The sequence below is a fragment of the Micromonospora sp. S4605 genome, from assembly GCF_003176715.1.
Classification (GTDB): domain Bacteria; phylum Actinomycetota; class Actinomycetes; order Mycobacteriales; family Micromonosporaceae; genus Micromonospora; species Micromonospora echinaurantiaca.
This window is the reverse complement of sequence record NZ_QGSW01000268.1, coordinates 1-16,250: the sequence shown is the minus strand read 5'-3', so window position 1 is coordinate 16,250 and position 16,250 is coordinate 1. Positions and strand designations below refer to the sequence as shown.

The window sequence follows — 16,250 nt, the reverse complement described above, 5'->3', positions numbered from 1 at the left end:
CGCCCCCCACCCCGTCAGGTCACGACCGGGCCGCACGGACGAGCCCCCGGCCGCGGGGCGGCCGGGGGCTCGTCGGGATCGGTGGCGGTCAGCGGCGGGCGTCGACCGGTTCCTCCGGGCCGACGAACGCCTCGCTGCGCGCGTCGCCGTCGTCGCTGCCGCCGAACACCCGGGCGTCGTCGGGCGGGTCACCCTCCACCCGGCGGCGGACCGGCCGGCGCGGCTGCACCCACTGCCACGGCAGGCTGCCGCCGGCGTCGCCGACCTCGGCGCGCATCCGGGGCAGGGCGGTCGGGCGCTGGTCCCGCACCCAGGCGACCAGGTGCTCGCGCACCAGGCAGCGCAGGTCCCACAGGCTGCCCGCGTCGGCGGCGCTGACCAGCGCGCGGACGGTGATGGTGCCGCCGGTGGCATCGGTCACCTGGAGGACGCAGACCCGGCGGTCCCACAGGTCGCTGCTCTCCACCAGCCGGCGCAGCTCCTCCCGCATCGCCTGCACCGGGATCGCCCAGTCCACGTCGAACTCGGCGGTGCCCAGCACCGCCGCCTCGGTGCGGGTCCAGTTCTGGAACGGGGTGCTGGTGAAGTACGAGGTGGGCAGGATGAGCCGCCGGTCGTCCCAGATCTGGACCACCACGTAGGTCAGGGTCAGCTCCTCGATCCGGCCCCACTCCCCCTCGACGACGACCACGTCGTCGAGGCGTACCGCGTCGCTGAAGGCGAGCTGGAGGCCGGCGAAGACGTTGCCCAGCAGGCTCTGCGCGGCCAGCGCGGCGACCACACCGGCGACGCCGGCCGAGGTCAGCACGCCGGCGCCGATGCCGCGCACGCTGGGGAAGGTCATCAGCATCACGCCGACTGCCAGCACCACGATCACCGCGATGGTCAGCCGGCGCAGCATCACCACCTGGGTCCGCACCCGGCGGGCGTGCCGGTTGTCCGGCACGTCGACCCGGAACCGGGCGAGCGCGGTGTCCTCCACCACCACCAGCAGGGCGGCGACCAGCCAGGCCACGCTGGCGATCACCGCGAGCACCAGCAGGTGCAGCAGCACCTGCCGCCAGTCGGTGCCGACCGCGTACCCGGTGCTGAACCGGACGGCGAACTGGACCGCGAGCACCGTGGCCACCACCTGGAACGGTCGGTGCGCGTGCTCGGTGAGTTCGGTCATCAGCAGCGAGCGCCGGCCGAGCCGGCGGATCACCCGGTGCACCACCTCGACCAGGGTGAGCGCGATCGCCGCCGCGGCGAGCGCGGCGACGACCGTACCCAGGTAACTCTGCACAGGTACTACTCCCTCCAACCGGGCGGTGGTGCTACGGGCAAAGGCCCAATGGTGCCCGGCTGACCCGAAATCGACCAGTTCAGACCTTCCGGTAGCGGGACTGGAGGAAGCAGAAGATGCCGAAGGCGGCGATGCCGAGGGCGACCAGGGTGAGGAGCACCTGGCCGTACGACTGCTCGCGCAGGGTACGCAGCGCGGCGTCCAGGCCGCGCGCCTTCTCCGGGTCGTAGTTCACCGCGGCCACGATCACCAGCAGGCCCGCGATGCCGTACGCGATGCCCTTGGCGACGTAGCCGGCGATGCCGAGCCGGCGGGCCAGCCGCCGGGTGCGGGGCCGCATCTCGCCGAGCTTGAGGTGCTTCTCGAAGCGCTTGACGAGCCCGTAGATCACCAGACCGACGCCGATCGCGGCGAGCACCAGCCCGGCCAGCCCGACCAGCCAGCGGCCGCCGCTGGACTCCATCGCCCGCCCGGTGAGCGCCTCCTGCTGGTCGGCGCTGTTGGAGCCGGCGTCGGAGAACACCTTGTAGGCGGTCCAGGCGAAGTAGAGGTAGACGAGAGTCCGGCCGAGCGACGCCAGCCGCTCCCAGACCCGTTCCTTGCCCCGCTCGACGCGGTGCCCGACGGCCGCCTCCAGGGCCTGCCAGATGGCCATGGCGAGCAGGCCGACGGCGATCGCGACGACCAGGAACCTGCCCAGCGGCTGGGCGGCGAGGGTACGCAGCGCGCCGGACTGGTCGCCGTCGTCGGCGGAGTTGCCGAACGCGATCTGCAGCGCCAACCAGGCGAAGAGCAGGTGCACGATGCCGTAGCCGATGAAACCGACCCGGGCCAGTAGTTCGAGCCACCGGCTGTTCGCCGTACGGGCGGCGGTGGCTTCCGCGTTCCAGGTGAGTGACATGGCGCCACAATCTCCGAACGCGAAGATTTCCAAACGTCGGGCCACCGCCACCCGCAACGGGGTCAGCCGCCGGAACCCTGCGAAACGCGGATCTTGACCTCCTGGTCGGTGACGCTGTCCAGGGTGACCGACAAGCCGGCCACCTCGGCGGCCTGCTGGCCGGTGAGCAGGGTGACCTGCTCACCGGCGACCTCGATGGTCACCTGGTCGTCCTGGGCGCCGACCAGCTTGGCCTCCACCCCGAGGATGCTGGCACTCGCGTCGACGCCGCGTTCGAACGTGACCGTGCAGGAGCCAGCGATGCTGCAGTCGGTGGAGGCGCCGTCGGAGCTGCAACCGGCCAGCACGGCGACGCCGAGCGCCAGGCCGGCCAGCAGGCCGGCGGCCCGGCGGGTGGGGGTCAGCGGGAAGTCAACGCGTCGGTTCGTCACCCGGCCAAGGGTACGAGACACCGGCGACCCCGGCCGCCCGCGGTGATCAACCCGCCGGCCCGCCGGCCCCGCTCCGGCCGGCGCGACCGCTGCTCGCAGGTCGGGTTAGGGTCCCGGGCATGCCGTTCGACATCGCCCGGACCCGGGCCGCCTACCCCGCCCTGGCCGAGGGCTTCGTCCACTTCGACGGGGCCGGCGGCACCCAGACCGCCGGCCCGGTGATCGACGCGGTGACCGCGGCGATGCGGGCGGCGACCGGCAACCGCAGCGCCGCGTTCACCCCCGGCCGGCGGTCGCTGGAGCAGGTGGCGACGGCCCGCGCCGCGGTGGCCGACCTGCTCGGCGCGGAACCCGACGGGGTGGTGCTCGGCCCGAGCGCGACCGCGCTCACCTACACCCTGGCCCGTACGCTCGGCGCCGACTGGCGCCCGGGCGACGAGGTGGTGGTCTCCCGGCTCGACCACGACGCGAACGTGCGCCCGTGGGTGCAGGCCGCCGAGGCGGCCGGCGCCACCGTGCGCTGGGCGGAGTTCGACCGGGACACCGGCGAACTGCCCGCCGGCCAGTACGCCGACCTGGTCGGCGAGCGGACCCGGCTGGTCGCGGTGACCGCCGGCAGCAACGCCGTCGGCACCGTCCCGGACGTGGCCGCGATCGCCAAGACCGCGCACGCGGCGGGCGCCCTGGTCTGCGTCGACGGGGTGCACGCGGTGCCGCACGGCCCCACCGACCTCGCCTCGCTGGGCGCGGACTTCCTGGTCACCAGCGCCTACAAGTGGTCCGGGCCGCACCTGGCGGCGATGGCCGCCGACCCGGCCCGCTGGGAGCGGCTGCGCCCGGCGAAGCTGCTGCCCTCCTCGGACGCCGTGCCGGACCGCTTCGAGTTCGGCACCCCCAGCTTCCCGCTGCTGGCCGGGGTCGCCGCCGCGGTGGACCACCTGGCCGGGCTGGACCCGGCCGCCACCGGCACCCGCCGGGAACGGCTGCGGGCCAGCCTCGCCGCCGCCCAGGCGTACGAGGAGTCGCTGCTGGACCGGTTGCTGGCCGGCCTGGCCGCGCTGCCCGGGGTGCGGGTGCTCGCCGCGCCGGCCCGCCGCTGCCCGACGGTCTCGTTCCGGGTCGACGGGCTCTCCCCCGACCGGACCCAGGCCGCCCTGGGTGCGGCGGGCTGCTGCCTCTCCGCCGGCGATTACTACGCCTACGAGTACTTCCAGGCGCTCGGGCTGCGCGACAGCGGCGGGGCGGTGCGGGCCAGCATCTACCACTACAACACCGCCGACGAGGTGGACCGGTTGCTCACCGAACTGGGCCGGCTGGCCGACGGCGGGGGCAGAATGGCCGGGTGAGCACCCTGGTCGAGGACAATCCCGCCAAGCACCGCTTCGAGATCCTGGTCGACGACGCGCTGGCCGGGTTCACCGCCTACCTCCCGCGCGGCGAGGTGCTGCTCTTCACCCACACCGAGGTGGAACCGCGGTTCCAGAACATGGGTGTCGGCGCGGCGCTGATCCGGGCGACCCTGGACCAGCTACGCGAGCGCGGCGGCCGGGTGGTGCCGCAGTGCCCGTTCATGGCGGCCTTCATCGACCGCCACCCCGAGTACAACGACCTGGTCGTCGCCCGCCCCTGACCGGCTCCGCTCCGCCCCGGCGGCGCGGCGGGGCGGGTCGTCTCCGACCGACAGGTTGCCCGACGGCCTGATACCTCGGAGTCATCAAGATGACTCTGAGGTATCACGCTCGTTCGCTGTAGGACCCCGCCGCCTCGGCACGTCGACCCCGTCGGCGCGGCCGTCCGGCGGCTGTCAGCGGCCGGCGAGCAGGTCGGCGGCGGCGCGGGCGCCGGCCCGGGTGGCGCCGTGCGTGGCGATGTGCACCGCCCCGGCGACCAGGGCGGGCACCCCCAGCTCCACCACCACCGCGTCCGGCCGGGCGGCCAGCGCCCGGTCCACCGCGGCCCGCATCCAACCGTGCCGGTGCAGGTCGCGCACCACCAGCACGACCGGCCGGTCGCCCGCGGCGGCGGTCGGGTCGGCGGGCACGGTGGCCTCGGCATAGCGGACGGTGGTGGTGCCGGGCAGCCGGTCGGCCAGCGGGGCGCCGATGCCCCAGGGGGTCTCGGCGCCGATGGCGATGTTGCGCGGCGGCTCGAGCTCCACCACGTACGCGGCGGCGGCCAGCGGCAGCGCGTCCCGACCCGCCGGGGTGGTGGTGACCCGCAGCGCCCGGCGGGCGGCGGCCTGCCCGACGGCCGAGCCCTCGGTGCCGGTGGCGGTCCGGGGCGGCCGGTCGGCGCGGGCGGCGACGGTCCAGGCGGCGAGCTGACCGACCCGCTTGGCCGCCTCGGCGAGGCGTTCCTCGGGCAGCTCGCCGGAGACCACCGCGGCGACGATGGCGTCCCGCAGTTCCCGGGCCGCGGCCTCGTCGGCCCGCTCACCGCCGATGCAGATCGCGTCGGCGCCGGCGGCGAGCGCGCGGACCGCCGCGCCGGCGAAGCCGTACCGGTCGGCGACCGCGCGCATCTCGACCGCGTCGGTCACCACCACGCCGCTGAAGCCCAGCTCGTCGCGGAGCAGGCCGCTGAGGATCCGGTCGCTGAGGGTGGCCGGCAGCTCCGGGTCCAGCGCCGGAACCAGCAGGTGACCGGTCATCACCGCCTGCACCCCGGCGGCCACCGCGGCCCGGAACGGGGCCAGCTCCACGGCGTCCAGCCGGGCCCGGTCACCGGTGATCCGGGGCAGGTCGTGGTGCGAGTCGACCCGGGTGTCGCCGTGCCCCGGAAAGTGCTTGGCGCAGGCGGCCACCCCGCCGGCCTGCAGGCCACGGACCCAGGCGGCGGTGTGCCGGGCGACCAGTGCCGGATCGGCGCCGAACGACCGGACGCCGATCACCGGGTTCGCCGGGTTGGAGTTGACGTCGGCGTCCGGGGCGTAGTCCAGGGTGATGCCGAGCCCGGCCAGCTCCCCGCCCAGGTCGCGGGCGACCTCCTCGGTCAGCGCCGGGTCGTCGACCGCGCCCAGGGCGTGGTTGCCCGGGCGGGAGCTGCCCCGACCGGACTCGATCCGGGTGACGTCGCCGGCCTCCTCGTCGATCGCGACGATGACGTCCGGCCGCTCGGCGCGCAGGGTGGCGGTGAGCGCGGCGACCTGCGCCGGGTCGACCACGTTGCGGGCGAAGAGGACCACCGAGCCGAGGCCCTCGCCGAGCCAGCGGCAGATCCAGGGGGGTGGGGTGGTGCCGACGAATCCGGGCTGCAGGACGGCGGACGCCAGTGCCGCCAGGTTGCCCGTTCGCTCGATCATGCAGCCCCCCGTACCCCCGTCCGCACCGCCCGTGGCGGCCCCGCCACCCGGCGGTGCTGCCATGGTCACACCGGTCGGTCAAATAGTCAATAAACCTTACAGTTGCCCTCCGGCCGCGGGCTGGGGAGAGTGCGGGGATGGATCCCGCGCTGCTGGCCGACGCGACGAGCCCGGCCGACGTCCCCGGCGTACGCCTGCTCGGCGTGGTGGTGGGCGGCCTGCTGCTGCTGGCCGCGATCCGGGCGATGTTCCGGCGCTGACCGCGGCCGCGGGCGCCACGGGTGTGGGCGGCGACCGCCGGGGTACCGGTTCCCTCGTCGACCAGGTGCGCGACCGCGACGCGGCGAGGGGGAACGATGAAGATCGGATACTTCCTGTCCTGTGAGGAGTTCACGCCGGCCGAGCTGCTGGAGCAGGCACGCGGCGCCGAGCGGGCCGGCTTCCAGGGACTGTGGATCTCCGACCACTACCACCCGTGGGTGGACGCGCAGGGGCAGAGCCCCTTCGTCTGGTCGATGATCGGCGCGCTCAGCCAGGTCTGCCGGCTGCCGGTGACCACCGCGGTCGCCTGCCCGACCGTGCGCATCCACCCGGCCGTGCTCGCCCAGGCGGCGGCGACCAGCGCGGTGCTGCACTCCGGGCGGTTCGTGCTCGGTGTGGGCTCCGGCGAGGCGCTCAACGAGCACATCCTCGGTGACGCCTGGCCGCAGACCGACGTGCGGCTGGAGATGCTGGAGGAGGCGGTCGCGGTGATGCGCGAGCTGTGGCGGGGCGGCTTCGTCAACCACCACGGCCGGCACTACACGGTCGAACACGCCCGGATCTACACGCTGCCGGAGACCCCGCCGCAGGTCTACGTCTCCGGCTTCGGCCCGAAGGCGGTCGACCTGGCGGCCCGGATCGGCGACGGCTACGTCAGCACCATGCCCGACGCCGAACTGGTCCGCCGGTTCCGCGACGGCGGCGGGGGCGACAAGCCGTGCCAGGCCGGCTTCAAGGCCGCGTACGCGGACAGCGAGGAGGAGGGGATGCGCATCGCGTACGACCGGTGGCCGAACGCCGGGGTGCCGGGCGAGCTGTCCCAGGTGCTCCCCTCGCCGCGGCACTTCGAGCAGGCCGCCCAACTGGTCAAGCCGGAGATGATGAAGGAGTCCTTCCTCTGCGGCAACAGCGCCGAGGCGCACCTGGAGATGATCGACCAGTACGCCAAGGCCGGCTTCGACGAGGTCTACGTGGCCAACACCGGCCCGAACTCCGCCGGCCTGTTCGACCTCTACCAGCGCGAGGTGCTCCCCCGGCTGCGCTGACCCGCGGCCCACCCCGGGCCGGCGTTTCGCCGGTGATCAGCCCGGGTACCTCCGGCCCTCGATGAAGCTGACCACGCACTCGAGGACGTTGCGCCGCGCGGCGCGCAGCCTGTTCGGCTGGACCGCGCTGCGACCCAACCAACTGGCCGCCATGCGCGCGGTGATGAAGCGACGCGACGCCCTGGTGGTGCTGCCCACCGGGGCCGGCAAGTCGGCGATCTACCAGATCCCGGCCAGCCTGATCCCCGGCCCGACGGTGGTGATCTCCCCGCTGCTCGCCCTGCAACAGGACCAGATCGCGGCGCTCAACGAACGCCAGCGGCCGGAGCTGCGCGCGGTGCGGATCAGCTCGGACGAGTCGCCCGCCCAGCAGGCCGAGGCGATCGCCGAGATCCGCGCGGGCCGGGCGGAGTTCCTCTTCATCACCCCGGAACAGCTCGCCAACCCGGACCGGATGGCCGAGGTGCGGTCGCTGCGCCCGGGCCTGGTGGCGATCGACGAGGCGCACTGCATCTCCGCCTGGGGCCACGACTTCCGCCCCGACTACCTGGCGCTCGGCCACCTCGTCGAGGGCATCGGCCGGCCGTCGGTGGTCGCGCTGACCGCCACCGCCTCCCCGCCGGTACGCGACGACATCGTCACCCGGCTGCGGCTGCGCGACCCCGAGGTGGTGGTCTCCGGGCTGGACCGGCCCAACCTGTTCCTGGAGGTCGCCCACTGCCCCACCGAGGACTACCGGTGGCGGCGGTTGATCGCCCTGCTCCGCGACGACCAGCGACCCGGCATCAGCTACGTGCCCACCCGCCGCGCCGCCGAGGAGCTGGCCGCCCGGCTCACCGACGCCGGTTTCCCGGCGCAGTACTACCACGGCGGCATGCCGGCCGGCGCCCGCGCCGAGCTGCACGAGGCGTTCCTCGCCGACCGGGTGCCGATCATGGTGGCCACCTCGGCGTTCGGCATGGGCATCGACAAGCCGAACATCGCCTGGGTGGTCCACATGGCACTGCCCGACTCGCCGGACAGCTACTTCCAGGAGATCGGCCGGGCCGGCCGGGACGGCGAGCCGGCCCGGGTGCTGCTGCTCTGGCAGGCCGAGGACGTCGGGCTGCAGCGGTTCTTCACCGGCGGCCTGCCCGACGCCACCGAGCTGCGGGACCTGGCCGCGCTGCTGCGCCGCAAGCCGACCAGCAAGAAGGAACTGCGCGAGCTGACCGGCCTCGGGCCGCGCAAGCTCGGCCAGTACCTGGCCCTGCTGGAGCAGGTCGGCGCGGCCGAGCCGCGCGGCCGGCAGCGGATCGGCGCGCCCCGCTACTCGCCCACCCCGGTCGACGCGGCGGCGGCCGCCCTGGCCGAGGCGGAGCGGCAGCAGAGCGTCACCCGGTCCCGGACCGACATGATGCGGGCCTTCGCCGAGACCACCGCGTGCCGGGGACAGACCCTGCTGGCCTACTTCGGCGAGCAGATGACCCAGGTGTGCGGGCACTGCGACAACTGCCACGCCGGCACCAGCACGCCGGACAACGGGGCGGTCGGGCCGTTCCCGGTGCACAGCCAGGTGCGCCACCCGGAGTGGGGGCCCGGGCTGGTGCTCAGCTACGACGACGACCGGATGACGGTTCTCTTCGACGAGGTGGGGTACAAGACCCTGTCGGTCAGCGTGGTGTCCGAACAGGGCCTGTTGACACTGGACTAGCCTGGGCCGGGCGCCGTCGCCGGGCCCACGGACGTGAACGACGAGCAGGACAGGCGGAAGGGGCGTTGCCGTGATCGAGCAGCCGGCGTACACCGGGTTCGGTTTCTCCGACGAGGAGTGGGGGCTGCTGGTCGGCCTGCCGCAGTCGGTGCTGACCGCGGCGAGCGCCGCCGAGTCGGACGGCACCCGGCGCACCAGGGCCGAGAACGCGGCCGGGCTGGAGACCGTGTCGGCCGGCCGCGAGTCGGCCAGCCCGCTGGTCGCGGCGGTGGCCGGCGAGATCGTCACCCGGGTCGGCGACCCGGAGGCCGGCGAGGAACTGCCGGTCATCGAGCCGGCGGACCCGCGGGCGATGATCGACGACGTGCTGGCCCGGGCGAAGGCCGCCGCCGCGCTGCTGGCCCAGCGGGTGGACGAGGGGCAGGCCGGGGCGTACAAGCACTGGCTGGTGGAGATCGCCGACCAGGTGGTGGGCGCGGCGTCCACCGGCGGCATCCTGGGCCTCGGCGGGGACGTGGTCAGCCCCTCCGAGCGGCGGTTCCGGGACCGGCTCGCGCAGGTCCTCAACGACTGACCGGACACGTACGCAGGCGGCGCCGGACCAGGGTCCGGCGCCGCCGTCGTGCGTACTCCGGCTCAGCCGACCCGCCGCCGGAACAGCACCGCGGCGAGCGCCATCGCGACCAGCAGGATGCCGAGGCACCAGGCCACCGCCCGGGCCGGCGCGGAGCCGGCCGGGGTGTCCAGCAGCAGCGCCCGCAGCGTCTCGATGACCGGGGTGACCGGCTGGTGGTCGGCGAACCCGCGCAGCCAGCCCGGCATCGTCTCCACCGGCACGAACGCGCTGCTCGGGTAGGGCAGGAACATCACCAGGAAGGTGTACCCGCTGGCGGCCTCCGGCGTGCGGGCCAGCAGCCCGAACGCCGCCGACAGCCAGGAGACGGCCAGCAGGAACAGCAGCAGCACGCCGAGGGCGGCCAGCCAGTTCAGCGGGTCGCGGGTCGGCCGGAAGCCGATGGCGACCGCGACCGCGAGCACCAGCACGGTGGAGACCAGGTTGCGCGCCACGCTGGCCACCACGTGGCCGGCGAGGATCGCGGTGGCGCTGACGTCCATGGTGCGGAACCGCTCCACCACCCCGCTGGTGAGGTCGGTGGTCACGCTCACCGCCGTGCCGGCCGCGCCGAAGCCGGCGCAGAGCAGCAGCACGCCGGGGACCACGTAGGTGACGTACGCGGTGCCGGTGTCGATCGCGCCGCCGAAGAGGTAGACGAAGAGCACCATCAGGATCACCGGCAGCAGCAGCGACGTGAGCAGCGCGTCGACGTTGCGGCGGGACAGCCGTACGCAGCGGCCGATCATCACGGTGGTGCCGGCGCGCCGCGCGGTCAGCTCAGACATGGGCGACCTCCCGGTCGGCGGTCACCGGTCGCCCGGTGAGGGTGAGGAAGACGTCGTCGAGGGTGGCGCTGCGCACGGTGAACGCGGACACCGCCCGCCGGTCCGGGTCAACCTCGTCGAGCAGGTCGCGGATGCCCGGCGCGCTGCCGTCGGTGGCCACCTCCAGTTCCCGCCGGGCCGGGTCCCGATGGGTCACCCGGTCGCCGAGCCCCCGGTCGACCGCGGCGAAGCTGGCCGCGTCGCGCAGGGTCAGCTGCAGGCGCTGCGCCCCGTACCGCCGCTTCAGCTCGGCAGCGGTGCCCTCGGCGGCGAGCCGGCCGCCGTGCAGCACCGCTACCCGGTCGGCGAGCCGGTCGGCCTCCTCCAGGTACTGGGTGGTGAGCAGCACGCTCACCCCGGTCGCGGCCAGTTCGCCGACCACGTCCCAGAGCGCCTGCCGGCTGCGCGGGTCCAGCCCGGTGGTCGGCTCGTCGAGGAAGATCACCGAGGGTTCGCCGACCAGGCTGGCGGCCAGGTCGAGCCGGCGGCGCATCCCGCCGGAGTAGGTGGCCACCCGGCGGCCGGCCGCGTCGACCAGGTCGAACCGCTCCAGCAGTTCGTCCGCCCGTCGGCGGGCCCCCGCCCGGCTCCGCCCGGTCAGCCGGGCCATCATCTCCAGGTTCTCCCGGCCGGTCTGGCCGTCGTCGACCGCCGCGTGCTGGCCGGCGAGGCTGATCACCCGCCGTACCCGCCGCTGCTCACGGACCACGTCGTGCCCGTCCACCCGGGCGGTGCCGCCGTCCGGCGCGGTCAGGGTGGCCAGGATCCGCACCGTGGTGGTCTTGCCCGCCCCGTTCGGGCCGAGCAGCGCGTGGACGGTGCCCCGGGCGACCCGCATGGTCAGCCGGTCGAGTACGGCGACGCCGCCGTACGACTTGCAGAGGTCGACGGTCTCCACCGCCGGAGGCGCTGTCATTGTCTCACCCTCCGTGTTCTGCGTATGGCATACGCTTTACTGCGTAGACCATACGCAGAAGCTAGGATGGCGGTCAAGCCCGGACCGAGAGGTGAGGATGAGCGACTCCGACGTCGACCTGCCCGAGAGCATCGAGCTCGCCTGGGGCCTACGCGAACGCCCCGGCAAGGGGCCGAAGCGGAGCCTCACCCTGGAGCAGGTGCTCGCCGCCGGCATCAAGGTCGCCGAGGCCGACGGTCTCGCCGCGGTGTCGATGAGCCGGGTGGCGAGCGAACTGGGCGTGGCGACCATGTCGCTCTACCGCTACGTGCCGGCCAAGCTCGACCTGCTCGACCTGATGGCGGACGCCGCGTACGGGGCACCGCCGGAGCCCCGCCGGCCGGACGAGGGGTGGCGGCCGGCGCTGGCCCGGTGGGCCGCCGGGAACATCGAGGCCATCCGGCGGCACCCGTGGATCCGGCACGTGCCGGTCGGCGGCCCGCCGATGGGCCCGAACGGGGTGCGCTGGCTGGAGCACGGGCTGGCCGCGCTGCGCGGCACCGGCCTGCGCGCCGACGAGCGGGTCTCCACCGTCCTGCTGGTCAGCGGGTACGCCCGCAACTGGGCGACGCTCACCGCCGACCTCGCCGAGGCGGCGGCCCGGGCCGGGCAGAGCCCCGAGGAGTTGGGCGTGCGCTACTGGCAGCGGTTGGAACGACTCACCCGGAGCGGCTCCTACCCGGAGATCCGGCAACTGCTCACCGAGGAGGTCGTCGAGGACACCGAGGAGTTCGACGCCGAGTGGCGGTTCGGCCTCGACCGCTTGCTCGACGGCATCGAGGTCCTCGTCCGGGCCCGGTCCGCCGCCTGAGTCCCGGCCGCCCGGCTGGCCCGGCCGGCTGGCCCGGCCGGCTGGCCCGGGTGATCCGGCCGGCTGGCCCCGCCCGACGGGTTCGACGAGAATGTCCCGGGACCAGGCGAGGAGATCCAGATGGCGGCACTTCAGGTCGAGATGGTGGACACCACGGTGGTGTCACCGGCCGACCGCTTCCCGCTGTTCGTGGAACTCGCCGGCCGGGCGTCCGCGCCGGTCGCCCTCACCAGCGACCACGCCGACGACTTCCGCGGCCGGGCCCGCACGGTCGCCCTGGGCGCCATCGCGCTCACCCGGTTCCGGTACCAGTCGCTGGTCGGCCGGCGGACCCCGCGGCTCATCCGCCAGGCGGATCCGGAGGTCTTCCAGGTCGCCCTGACCGTGAGTGGGCGGTCGTCGATCAGCGCCAACCGCCGCGGAGCCGCGATACCGGTCGGCGACTTCACCCTGATCGACTGGGGCCGCCCGCACACGCTGGAGCACGCCGGGGCGGCCGGCGGACCCGACCCGGCCGGCGCGGTCACGGCCGTCGTCCCGCGTACGCTGCTGCCGCTCGACCCGGACCGGGTGGCCCACCTCAGCGCGGCCCGGATGTCCGGCTCGGACGGTCCGGGCCTGCTGCTGGCCCGGCACCTGCACCACGTCACCGGCCATCCCGAGCAGTTCCGTCCGGCCGACGCGCCGTACCTGGCCGAGGTCACCGTGAGCCTGATCTCCGCCCTGCTGGCCCGCCACCTCGACGTCGAGGACCGGTTGCCGGTCGACGTCCGGCAGCGGGCGCTGCTGAGCCAGGTCCGCGACTTCATCGAGCGGCACCTGGACGACCCGGCGCTGAGCCCGCAACTGGTCGCCGACGCCCACCACGTCTCGCTCCGCACGCTGCACCGGCTCTTCCAGGCCGAGGACGAGACGGTGGCCGGCCTGATCCGGACCCGCCGGCTGCACCGGTGCCGGCGCGAGCTGGCCGATCCGCTGCTGCGACAGCAGCCGGTCCACCTCATCGCCCGGCGCTGGGGGTTCACCGACAAGGCACACTTCAGCCGGACCTTCCGGGCCGAGTACGGGTTGAGTCCGCGGGCGTACCGGGAGTCGCGCCGGGGCGGTTCGCCGCCGCCGGACTGACCGACGGACGGCACGGATGGTCAACCGGAGCGGGCCCGGCGCGGGTGGCCCCGGTGTGGACAATGGGGTGCCGCACGGGAGGAGGAGCGGATGCTGCACCAGAGCACCGTCGACACCACGCAGGTGGCGCCGGCCGACCGGTTCGGCATGTGGCTCGACCTGGTCGCGCGCTCCACCGCGCCGCTGCGGATCCGCACCGAGCACACGCACGACTTCCCGGCCCGGGCCGAGTTCGTCGACCTGGGGCCGATCCAGCTGGCCACCTACCGGTACCCCTCGCTGGACGCCACCCGCACCGGCAAGCTGGTCCGCCAGTCGGACCCGGAGTGCTACCTGCTGGCGCTGACCGTGGACGGCGAGAGCGCGGCCAGTCAGGCCGGCCGGCGCAGCACCCTGCGGCCGGGCGAGTTCACCTTCTACGACGGCTCCCGCCCGCACGACGTCAGCCACCACGGCACGGACGATGGGCGGTGGCTGGCGAACTCGGTCGTGGCGATCATCCCGCACAGCGCGCTGCCGCTCCCCCCGCAGCGGCTGAGCCCACTGCTCGGCGGCCGGATGTCCGGCACCGACGGGATCGGCGCGCTGCTGGCCCAGTACCTGCTCCAGGTGACCACCCACCCCGAGCAGTACCACGCCAGCGACGCCGCCCGGCTCGGCACCATCGGCCTCGACCTGGCGTCCACCATGCTCGGCCGGCACCTGGTGGCCGAGGACGCCGTCCCGGCCGAGGTGCGCCGCCGGGCCCTGCTCACCCAGATCCAGGCGTACGTCCAGCGGCACCTCGGCGACGCGACGCTGAGCCCCCAGGTCATCGCGGACGCCCACCACATCTCGCTGCGGACGCTGCACCGGCTCTTCGAGGCCGAGGAGTCCACGGTCGCCGGGTACGTGCGCGACCTGCGGCTGGCCCGCTGCCGCCACGACCTGCTCGACCCGGCCCTGCGCCAGCAGCCGATCCAGGCCATCGCGGCGCGCTGGGGGTTCCCCGACAAGGCCCACTTCAGTCGGGTGTTCCGGGCCGCCCACGGGATGGCGCCGCAGACCTGGCGCAGCGCGCGGGCCGAGCCGGCACGGATCGTCAACAGCTCGGCGTCCGCGGTCAACTCGGACCCGGCAGACTGAGCCCTGACGCGGTCGACCCGCCGGCGCTGCCGCCCGGCGCGGTCGTCCGCGAACGGGGGCCGTGGCGAGGCGCCCGCCGTCCGTGGCGGCGGCGGGCGGTCGCCCGGTGTCTCGTCCGGAGGGACGTCCTGACCCCCGGCTCCGCCGAGCCTCCCCCAGGACCGTCGGCGGAGCCGGTCAGGCCTCCTCCAACAGCTCCAGCACCACCCGCTCGGCGTCCTCGCGCGGCGCGTCGCGCTCCACCCGGACCAGCACGCCATCGTGGTAGAGGTCGACCACCCGCGGGTCCACGTACGACGTGCGAGCCACCGTCGGGGTGTTGCCGAGCAGCTCGGCGACCTCACGCATCACCCCGGCCACCGCCCGCTTGCGAGCGGTGGCGGAGCGCTGCGCCCCGGCCGTGGCGAGCTGGGTGGCCGCCAGCACGGTGGCGTGCCAGGTACGGAAGTCCTTGGCGGTCATCTCCCCGCCGCTGGCGTCGCGCAGGTAGTCGTTGACCTCGTCGCTGCGCACGTCCCGCCAGTCCCGGCCGTCCCAGTAGCCGAAGAGCCGGTCCGCCCGGCGGCGCCGGCGGCGCAGGTTGGTCAGCACCCGGCACAGCTCCGGGTCGTCGATCCGGCGGACCTGCTCGATGCCGCCCTTGGCCGGGAACTCGAAGACCACGCAGCCGCCCCGGGACCGGGCGTGCTCCGGTCGCAGGGTGGCCACCCCGAAGGTGGGGTCGTCACCGGCCGCGTACTGGTCGCTGCCGACCCGGAACATGCCCATGTCCAGCAGCCGGGTGACCGTGGCCAGCACCCGGTCCCGGCAGAGGCCCCGGCAGTGCAGGTCCTCCGTCACCCGCTTGCGCAGCACCGGCAGCCGGCGGGCCACCTCCAGCACGTGGTCGAACTTCGCCTCGTCCCGCCGCTGCCGCCAGACCGGGTGGTAGAGGTACTGCTTGCGCCCGGCCGCGTCGACGCCGGTCGCCTGGATGTGCCCGTTGGGGTACGGCGAGATCCAGACGTCCTGCCAGGCCGGCGGGATGACCAGCTCACGCAGCCGGGCCAGCTGGTCGGGGTCACGGACCGGCTCGCCGGCCGGGTCGAGAAAGAGCCAGCCCTTGCCGCGCCGGCGACGCCCGTACCCCGGCCTGCCCGGATCACTACGCCGCAACCGCACCGGAGACCCGCACCGCCCGTTCCACCTCGTCCACGGCGGCCAGCACCTCGTCGACACCGACGGCCGCCAACGTCGGGTGGCTTCCTACCCCGTCCCATGCCGGGTTATCCCTGCTCACGGCCCAGATCACCCGGTGCCACGGCCGGTCCGCCGGCGGCCCCCATCGGGCCGGGGCCACCGGACCGAACAGCACCACCGACGCGGTGCGGTAGCCGGTGGCCAGGTGCGCCACGCCGGTGTCGCCGCTGACCACCAGCCGGGCGTACGCGACCAGGGCGGCGAGGTCGCCGAGGTCGGTCTCGCCGGCCAGCACCGCGTCGGCGGGCAGCCCGGCCAGCCGCGCGACCCGCCCGGCGACGCCCCGCTCGTCGGCGCTGCCGGTCACCATTACCCGGTGCCCGCGGTCGGTCAGCTCGCGGGCCAGCGCGGCGAACCGCTCGGGTGGCCATCGTTTCGCCACGATCTTGGAGCCCGGGTGCAGCACGGTGACGCCGGTCGGGATGCCGTCCGGTGGTGGGCGGTGCAGGGCGAGGTCGGTGCGGTCGGTGGGGATGTCGTACCAGGCCAGCAGGCGGCACCAGCGGTCGATTTCGTGGTCGTCGTCGCGCCAGTGCGGGCCGTCGTGGTGTCCGGCGTCGGGGTGGGCGTACGCGAGCAGCCGGCGGGGTCGGGTGGCGAGCAGGAGTCGGTGCGACTGGGGTCCGCGGCCGTGCAG

General features: G+C 74.6%; 17 protein-coding genes. 9 read left to right on the top strand and 8 right to left on the bottom strand.

The window, feature by feature from the left end; translation table 11 throughout:
• Nucleotides 1-88 precede the first annotated feature (88 nt).
• From DLJ47_RS24215 to DLJ47_RS24205, 3 genes are all read right to left on the bottom strand, one after another.
• Nucleotides 89-1,285: a mechanosensitive ion channel family protein gene (locus DLJ47_RS24215; RefSeq protein WP_109903072.1), complete on the bottom strand. Its 1,197-nt coding sequence runs from the start codon at nucleotides 1,283-1,285 to the stop codon at nucleotides 89-91.
• Between the two features lie 79 nt (nucleotides 1,286-1,364).
• Nucleotides 1,365-2,186 carry a DUF1206 domain-containing protein gene (locus DLJ47_RS24210; protein WP_109903070.1) on the bottom strand — a complete coding sequence of 274 codons (822 nt, stop codon included), beginning with the start codon at nucleotides 2,184-2,186 and terminating at the stop codon, nucleotides 1,365-1,367.
• A 62-nt stretch (nucleotides 2,187-2,248) separates the two neighbouring features.
• A complete protein-coding gene (locus tag DLJ47_RS24205) occupies nucleotides 2,249-2,617 on the bottom strand; it encodes a hypothetical protein (RefSeq protein WP_109903068.1) in 369 nt (122 codons plus the stop codon).
• A gap of 119 nt (nucleotides 2,618-2,736) precedes the next feature.
• Here DLJ47_RS24205 and DLJ47_RS24200 point away from each other — a divergent pair, with 119 nt between their 5' ends.
• Complete coding sequence (locus DLJ47_RS24200) at nucleotides 2,737-3,963, top strand: cysteine desulfurase-like protein (RefSeq protein ID WP_109903066.1); 1,227 nt, start codon at nucleotides 2,737-2,739, stop codon at nucleotides 3,961-3,963.
• Nucleotides 3,960-4,247 carry a GNAT family N-acetyltransferase gene (locus DLJ47_RS24195; protein WP_109903064.1) on the top strand — a complete coding sequence of 96 codons (288 nt, stop codon included), beginning with the start codon at nucleotides 3,960-3,962 and terminating at the stop codon, nucleotides 4,245-4,247. The genes DLJ47_RS24200 and DLJ47_RS24195 overlap by 4 nt, the downstream gene beginning before the upstream one ends.
• A 174-nt stretch (nucleotides 4,248-4,421) precedes the next feature.
• Here the strand turns inward: DLJ47_RS24195 and DLJ47_RS24190 are convergent, their stop codons facing one another.
• Nucleotides 4,422-5,918, bottom strand: coding sequence for a glycoside hydrolase family 3 protein (locus tag DLJ47_RS24190; protein WP_109903062.1), 1,497 nt, complete (start codon nucleotides 5,916-5,918; stop codon nucleotides 4,422-4,424).
• A 137-nt stretch (nucleotides 5,919-6,055) separates the two neighbouring features.
• Here DLJ47_RS24190 and DLJ47_RS37535 point away from each other — a divergent pair, with 137 nt between their 5' ends.
• From DLJ47_RS37535 to DLJ47_RS24175, 4 genes are all read left to right on the top strand, one after another.
• Nucleotides 6,056-6,178: a hypothetical protein gene (locus tag DLJ47_RS37535; RefSeq protein WP_255562330.1), complete on the top strand. Its 123-nt coding sequence runs from the start codon at nucleotides 6,056-6,058 to the stop codon at nucleotides 6,176-6,178.
• 96 nt (nucleotides 6,179-6,274) lie between these two features.
• Entirely contained in the window at nucleotides 6,275-7,225 is a 951-nt protein-coding gene (locus DLJ47_RS24185; RefSeq protein WP_109903060.1) for a TIGR03557 family F420-dependent LLM class oxidoreductase, read from the top strand.
• 61 nt (nucleotides 7,226-7,286) lie between these two features.
• Nucleotides 7,287-8,918 (top strand): RecQ family ATP-dependent DNA helicase, encoded by a 1,632-nt coding sequence (locus DLJ47_RS24180; protein ID WP_109903058.1) that lies wholly within the window; start codon nucleotides 7,287-7,289, stop codon nucleotides 8,916-8,918.
• 70 nt (nucleotides 8,919-8,988) lie between these two features.
• The gene (locus DLJ47_RS24175) at nucleotides 8,989-9,492 is read left to right on the top strand and encodes a hypothetical protein (protein WP_109903056.1); all 504 of its coding nucleotides are present in this window, start codon (nucleotides 8,989-8,991) and stop codon (nucleotides 9,490-9,492) included.
• A gap of 62 nt (nucleotides 9,493-9,554) precedes the next feature.
• Here the strand turns inward: DLJ47_RS24175 and DLJ47_RS24170 are convergent, their stop codons facing one another.
• A complete protein-coding gene (locus tag DLJ47_RS24170) occupies nucleotides 9,555-10,319 on the bottom strand; it encodes an ABC transporter permease (protein ID WP_109903054.1) in 765 nt (254 codons plus the stop codon).
• A complete protein-coding gene (locus DLJ47_RS24165) occupies nucleotides 10,312-11,274 on the bottom strand; it encodes an ATP-binding cassette domain-containing protein (protein ID WP_109903052.1) in 963 nt (320 codons plus the stop codon). The genes DLJ47_RS24170 and DLJ47_RS24165 overlap by 8 nt, the downstream gene beginning before the upstream one ends.
• 97 nt (nucleotides 11,275-11,371) lie before the next feature.
• On the opposite strand from DLJ47_RS24165, the gene DLJ47_RS24160 reads away from it, so the two are divergent.
• The 3 genes from DLJ47_RS24160 (at nucleotide 11,372) to DLJ47_RS24150 (ending at nucleotide 14,374) form a co-directional block, all read left to right on the top strand.
• A complete protein-coding gene (locus tag DLJ47_RS24160) occupies nucleotides 11,372-12,124 on the top strand; it encodes a TetR/AcrR family transcriptional regulator (protein WP_109903050.1) in 753 nt (250 codons plus the stop codon).
• Between the two features lie 120 nt (nucleotides 12,125-12,244).
• Nucleotides 12,245-13,249 (top strand): AraC-like ligand-binding domain-containing protein, encoded by a 1,005-nt coding sequence (locus DLJ47_RS24155; RefSeq protein WP_109903048.1) that lies wholly within the window; start codon nucleotides 12,245-12,247, stop codon nucleotides 13,247-13,249.
• A gap of 90 nt (nucleotides 13,250-13,339) precedes the next feature.
• Nucleotides 13,340-14,374: an AraC-like ligand-binding domain-containing protein gene (locus DLJ47_RS24150; RefSeq protein ID WP_109903046.1), complete on the top strand. Its 1,035-nt coding sequence runs from the start codon at nucleotides 13,340-13,342 to the stop codon at nucleotides 14,372-14,374.
• Between the two features lie 177 nt (nucleotides 14,375-14,551).
• Here the strand turns inward: DLJ47_RS24150 and DLJ47_RS24145 are convergent, their stop codons facing one another.
• Both DLJ47_RS24145 and DLJ47_RS24140 read right to left on the bottom strand, forming a co-directional pair.
• Nucleotides 14,552-15,535, bottom strand: a complete 984-nt coding sequence (locus DLJ47_RS24145) for a DNA topoisomerase IB (RefSeq protein WP_109903044.1) — start codon at nucleotides 15,533-15,535, stop codon at nucleotides 14,552-14,554.
• On the bottom strand, nucleotides 15,519-16,250 hold a 732-nt coding region (locus DLJ47_RS24140; RefSeq protein ID WP_109903042.1), incomplete at its 5' end, for a glycosyltransferase family 9 protein. The genes DLJ47_RS24140 and DLJ47_RS24145, both read right to left, overlap by 17 nt.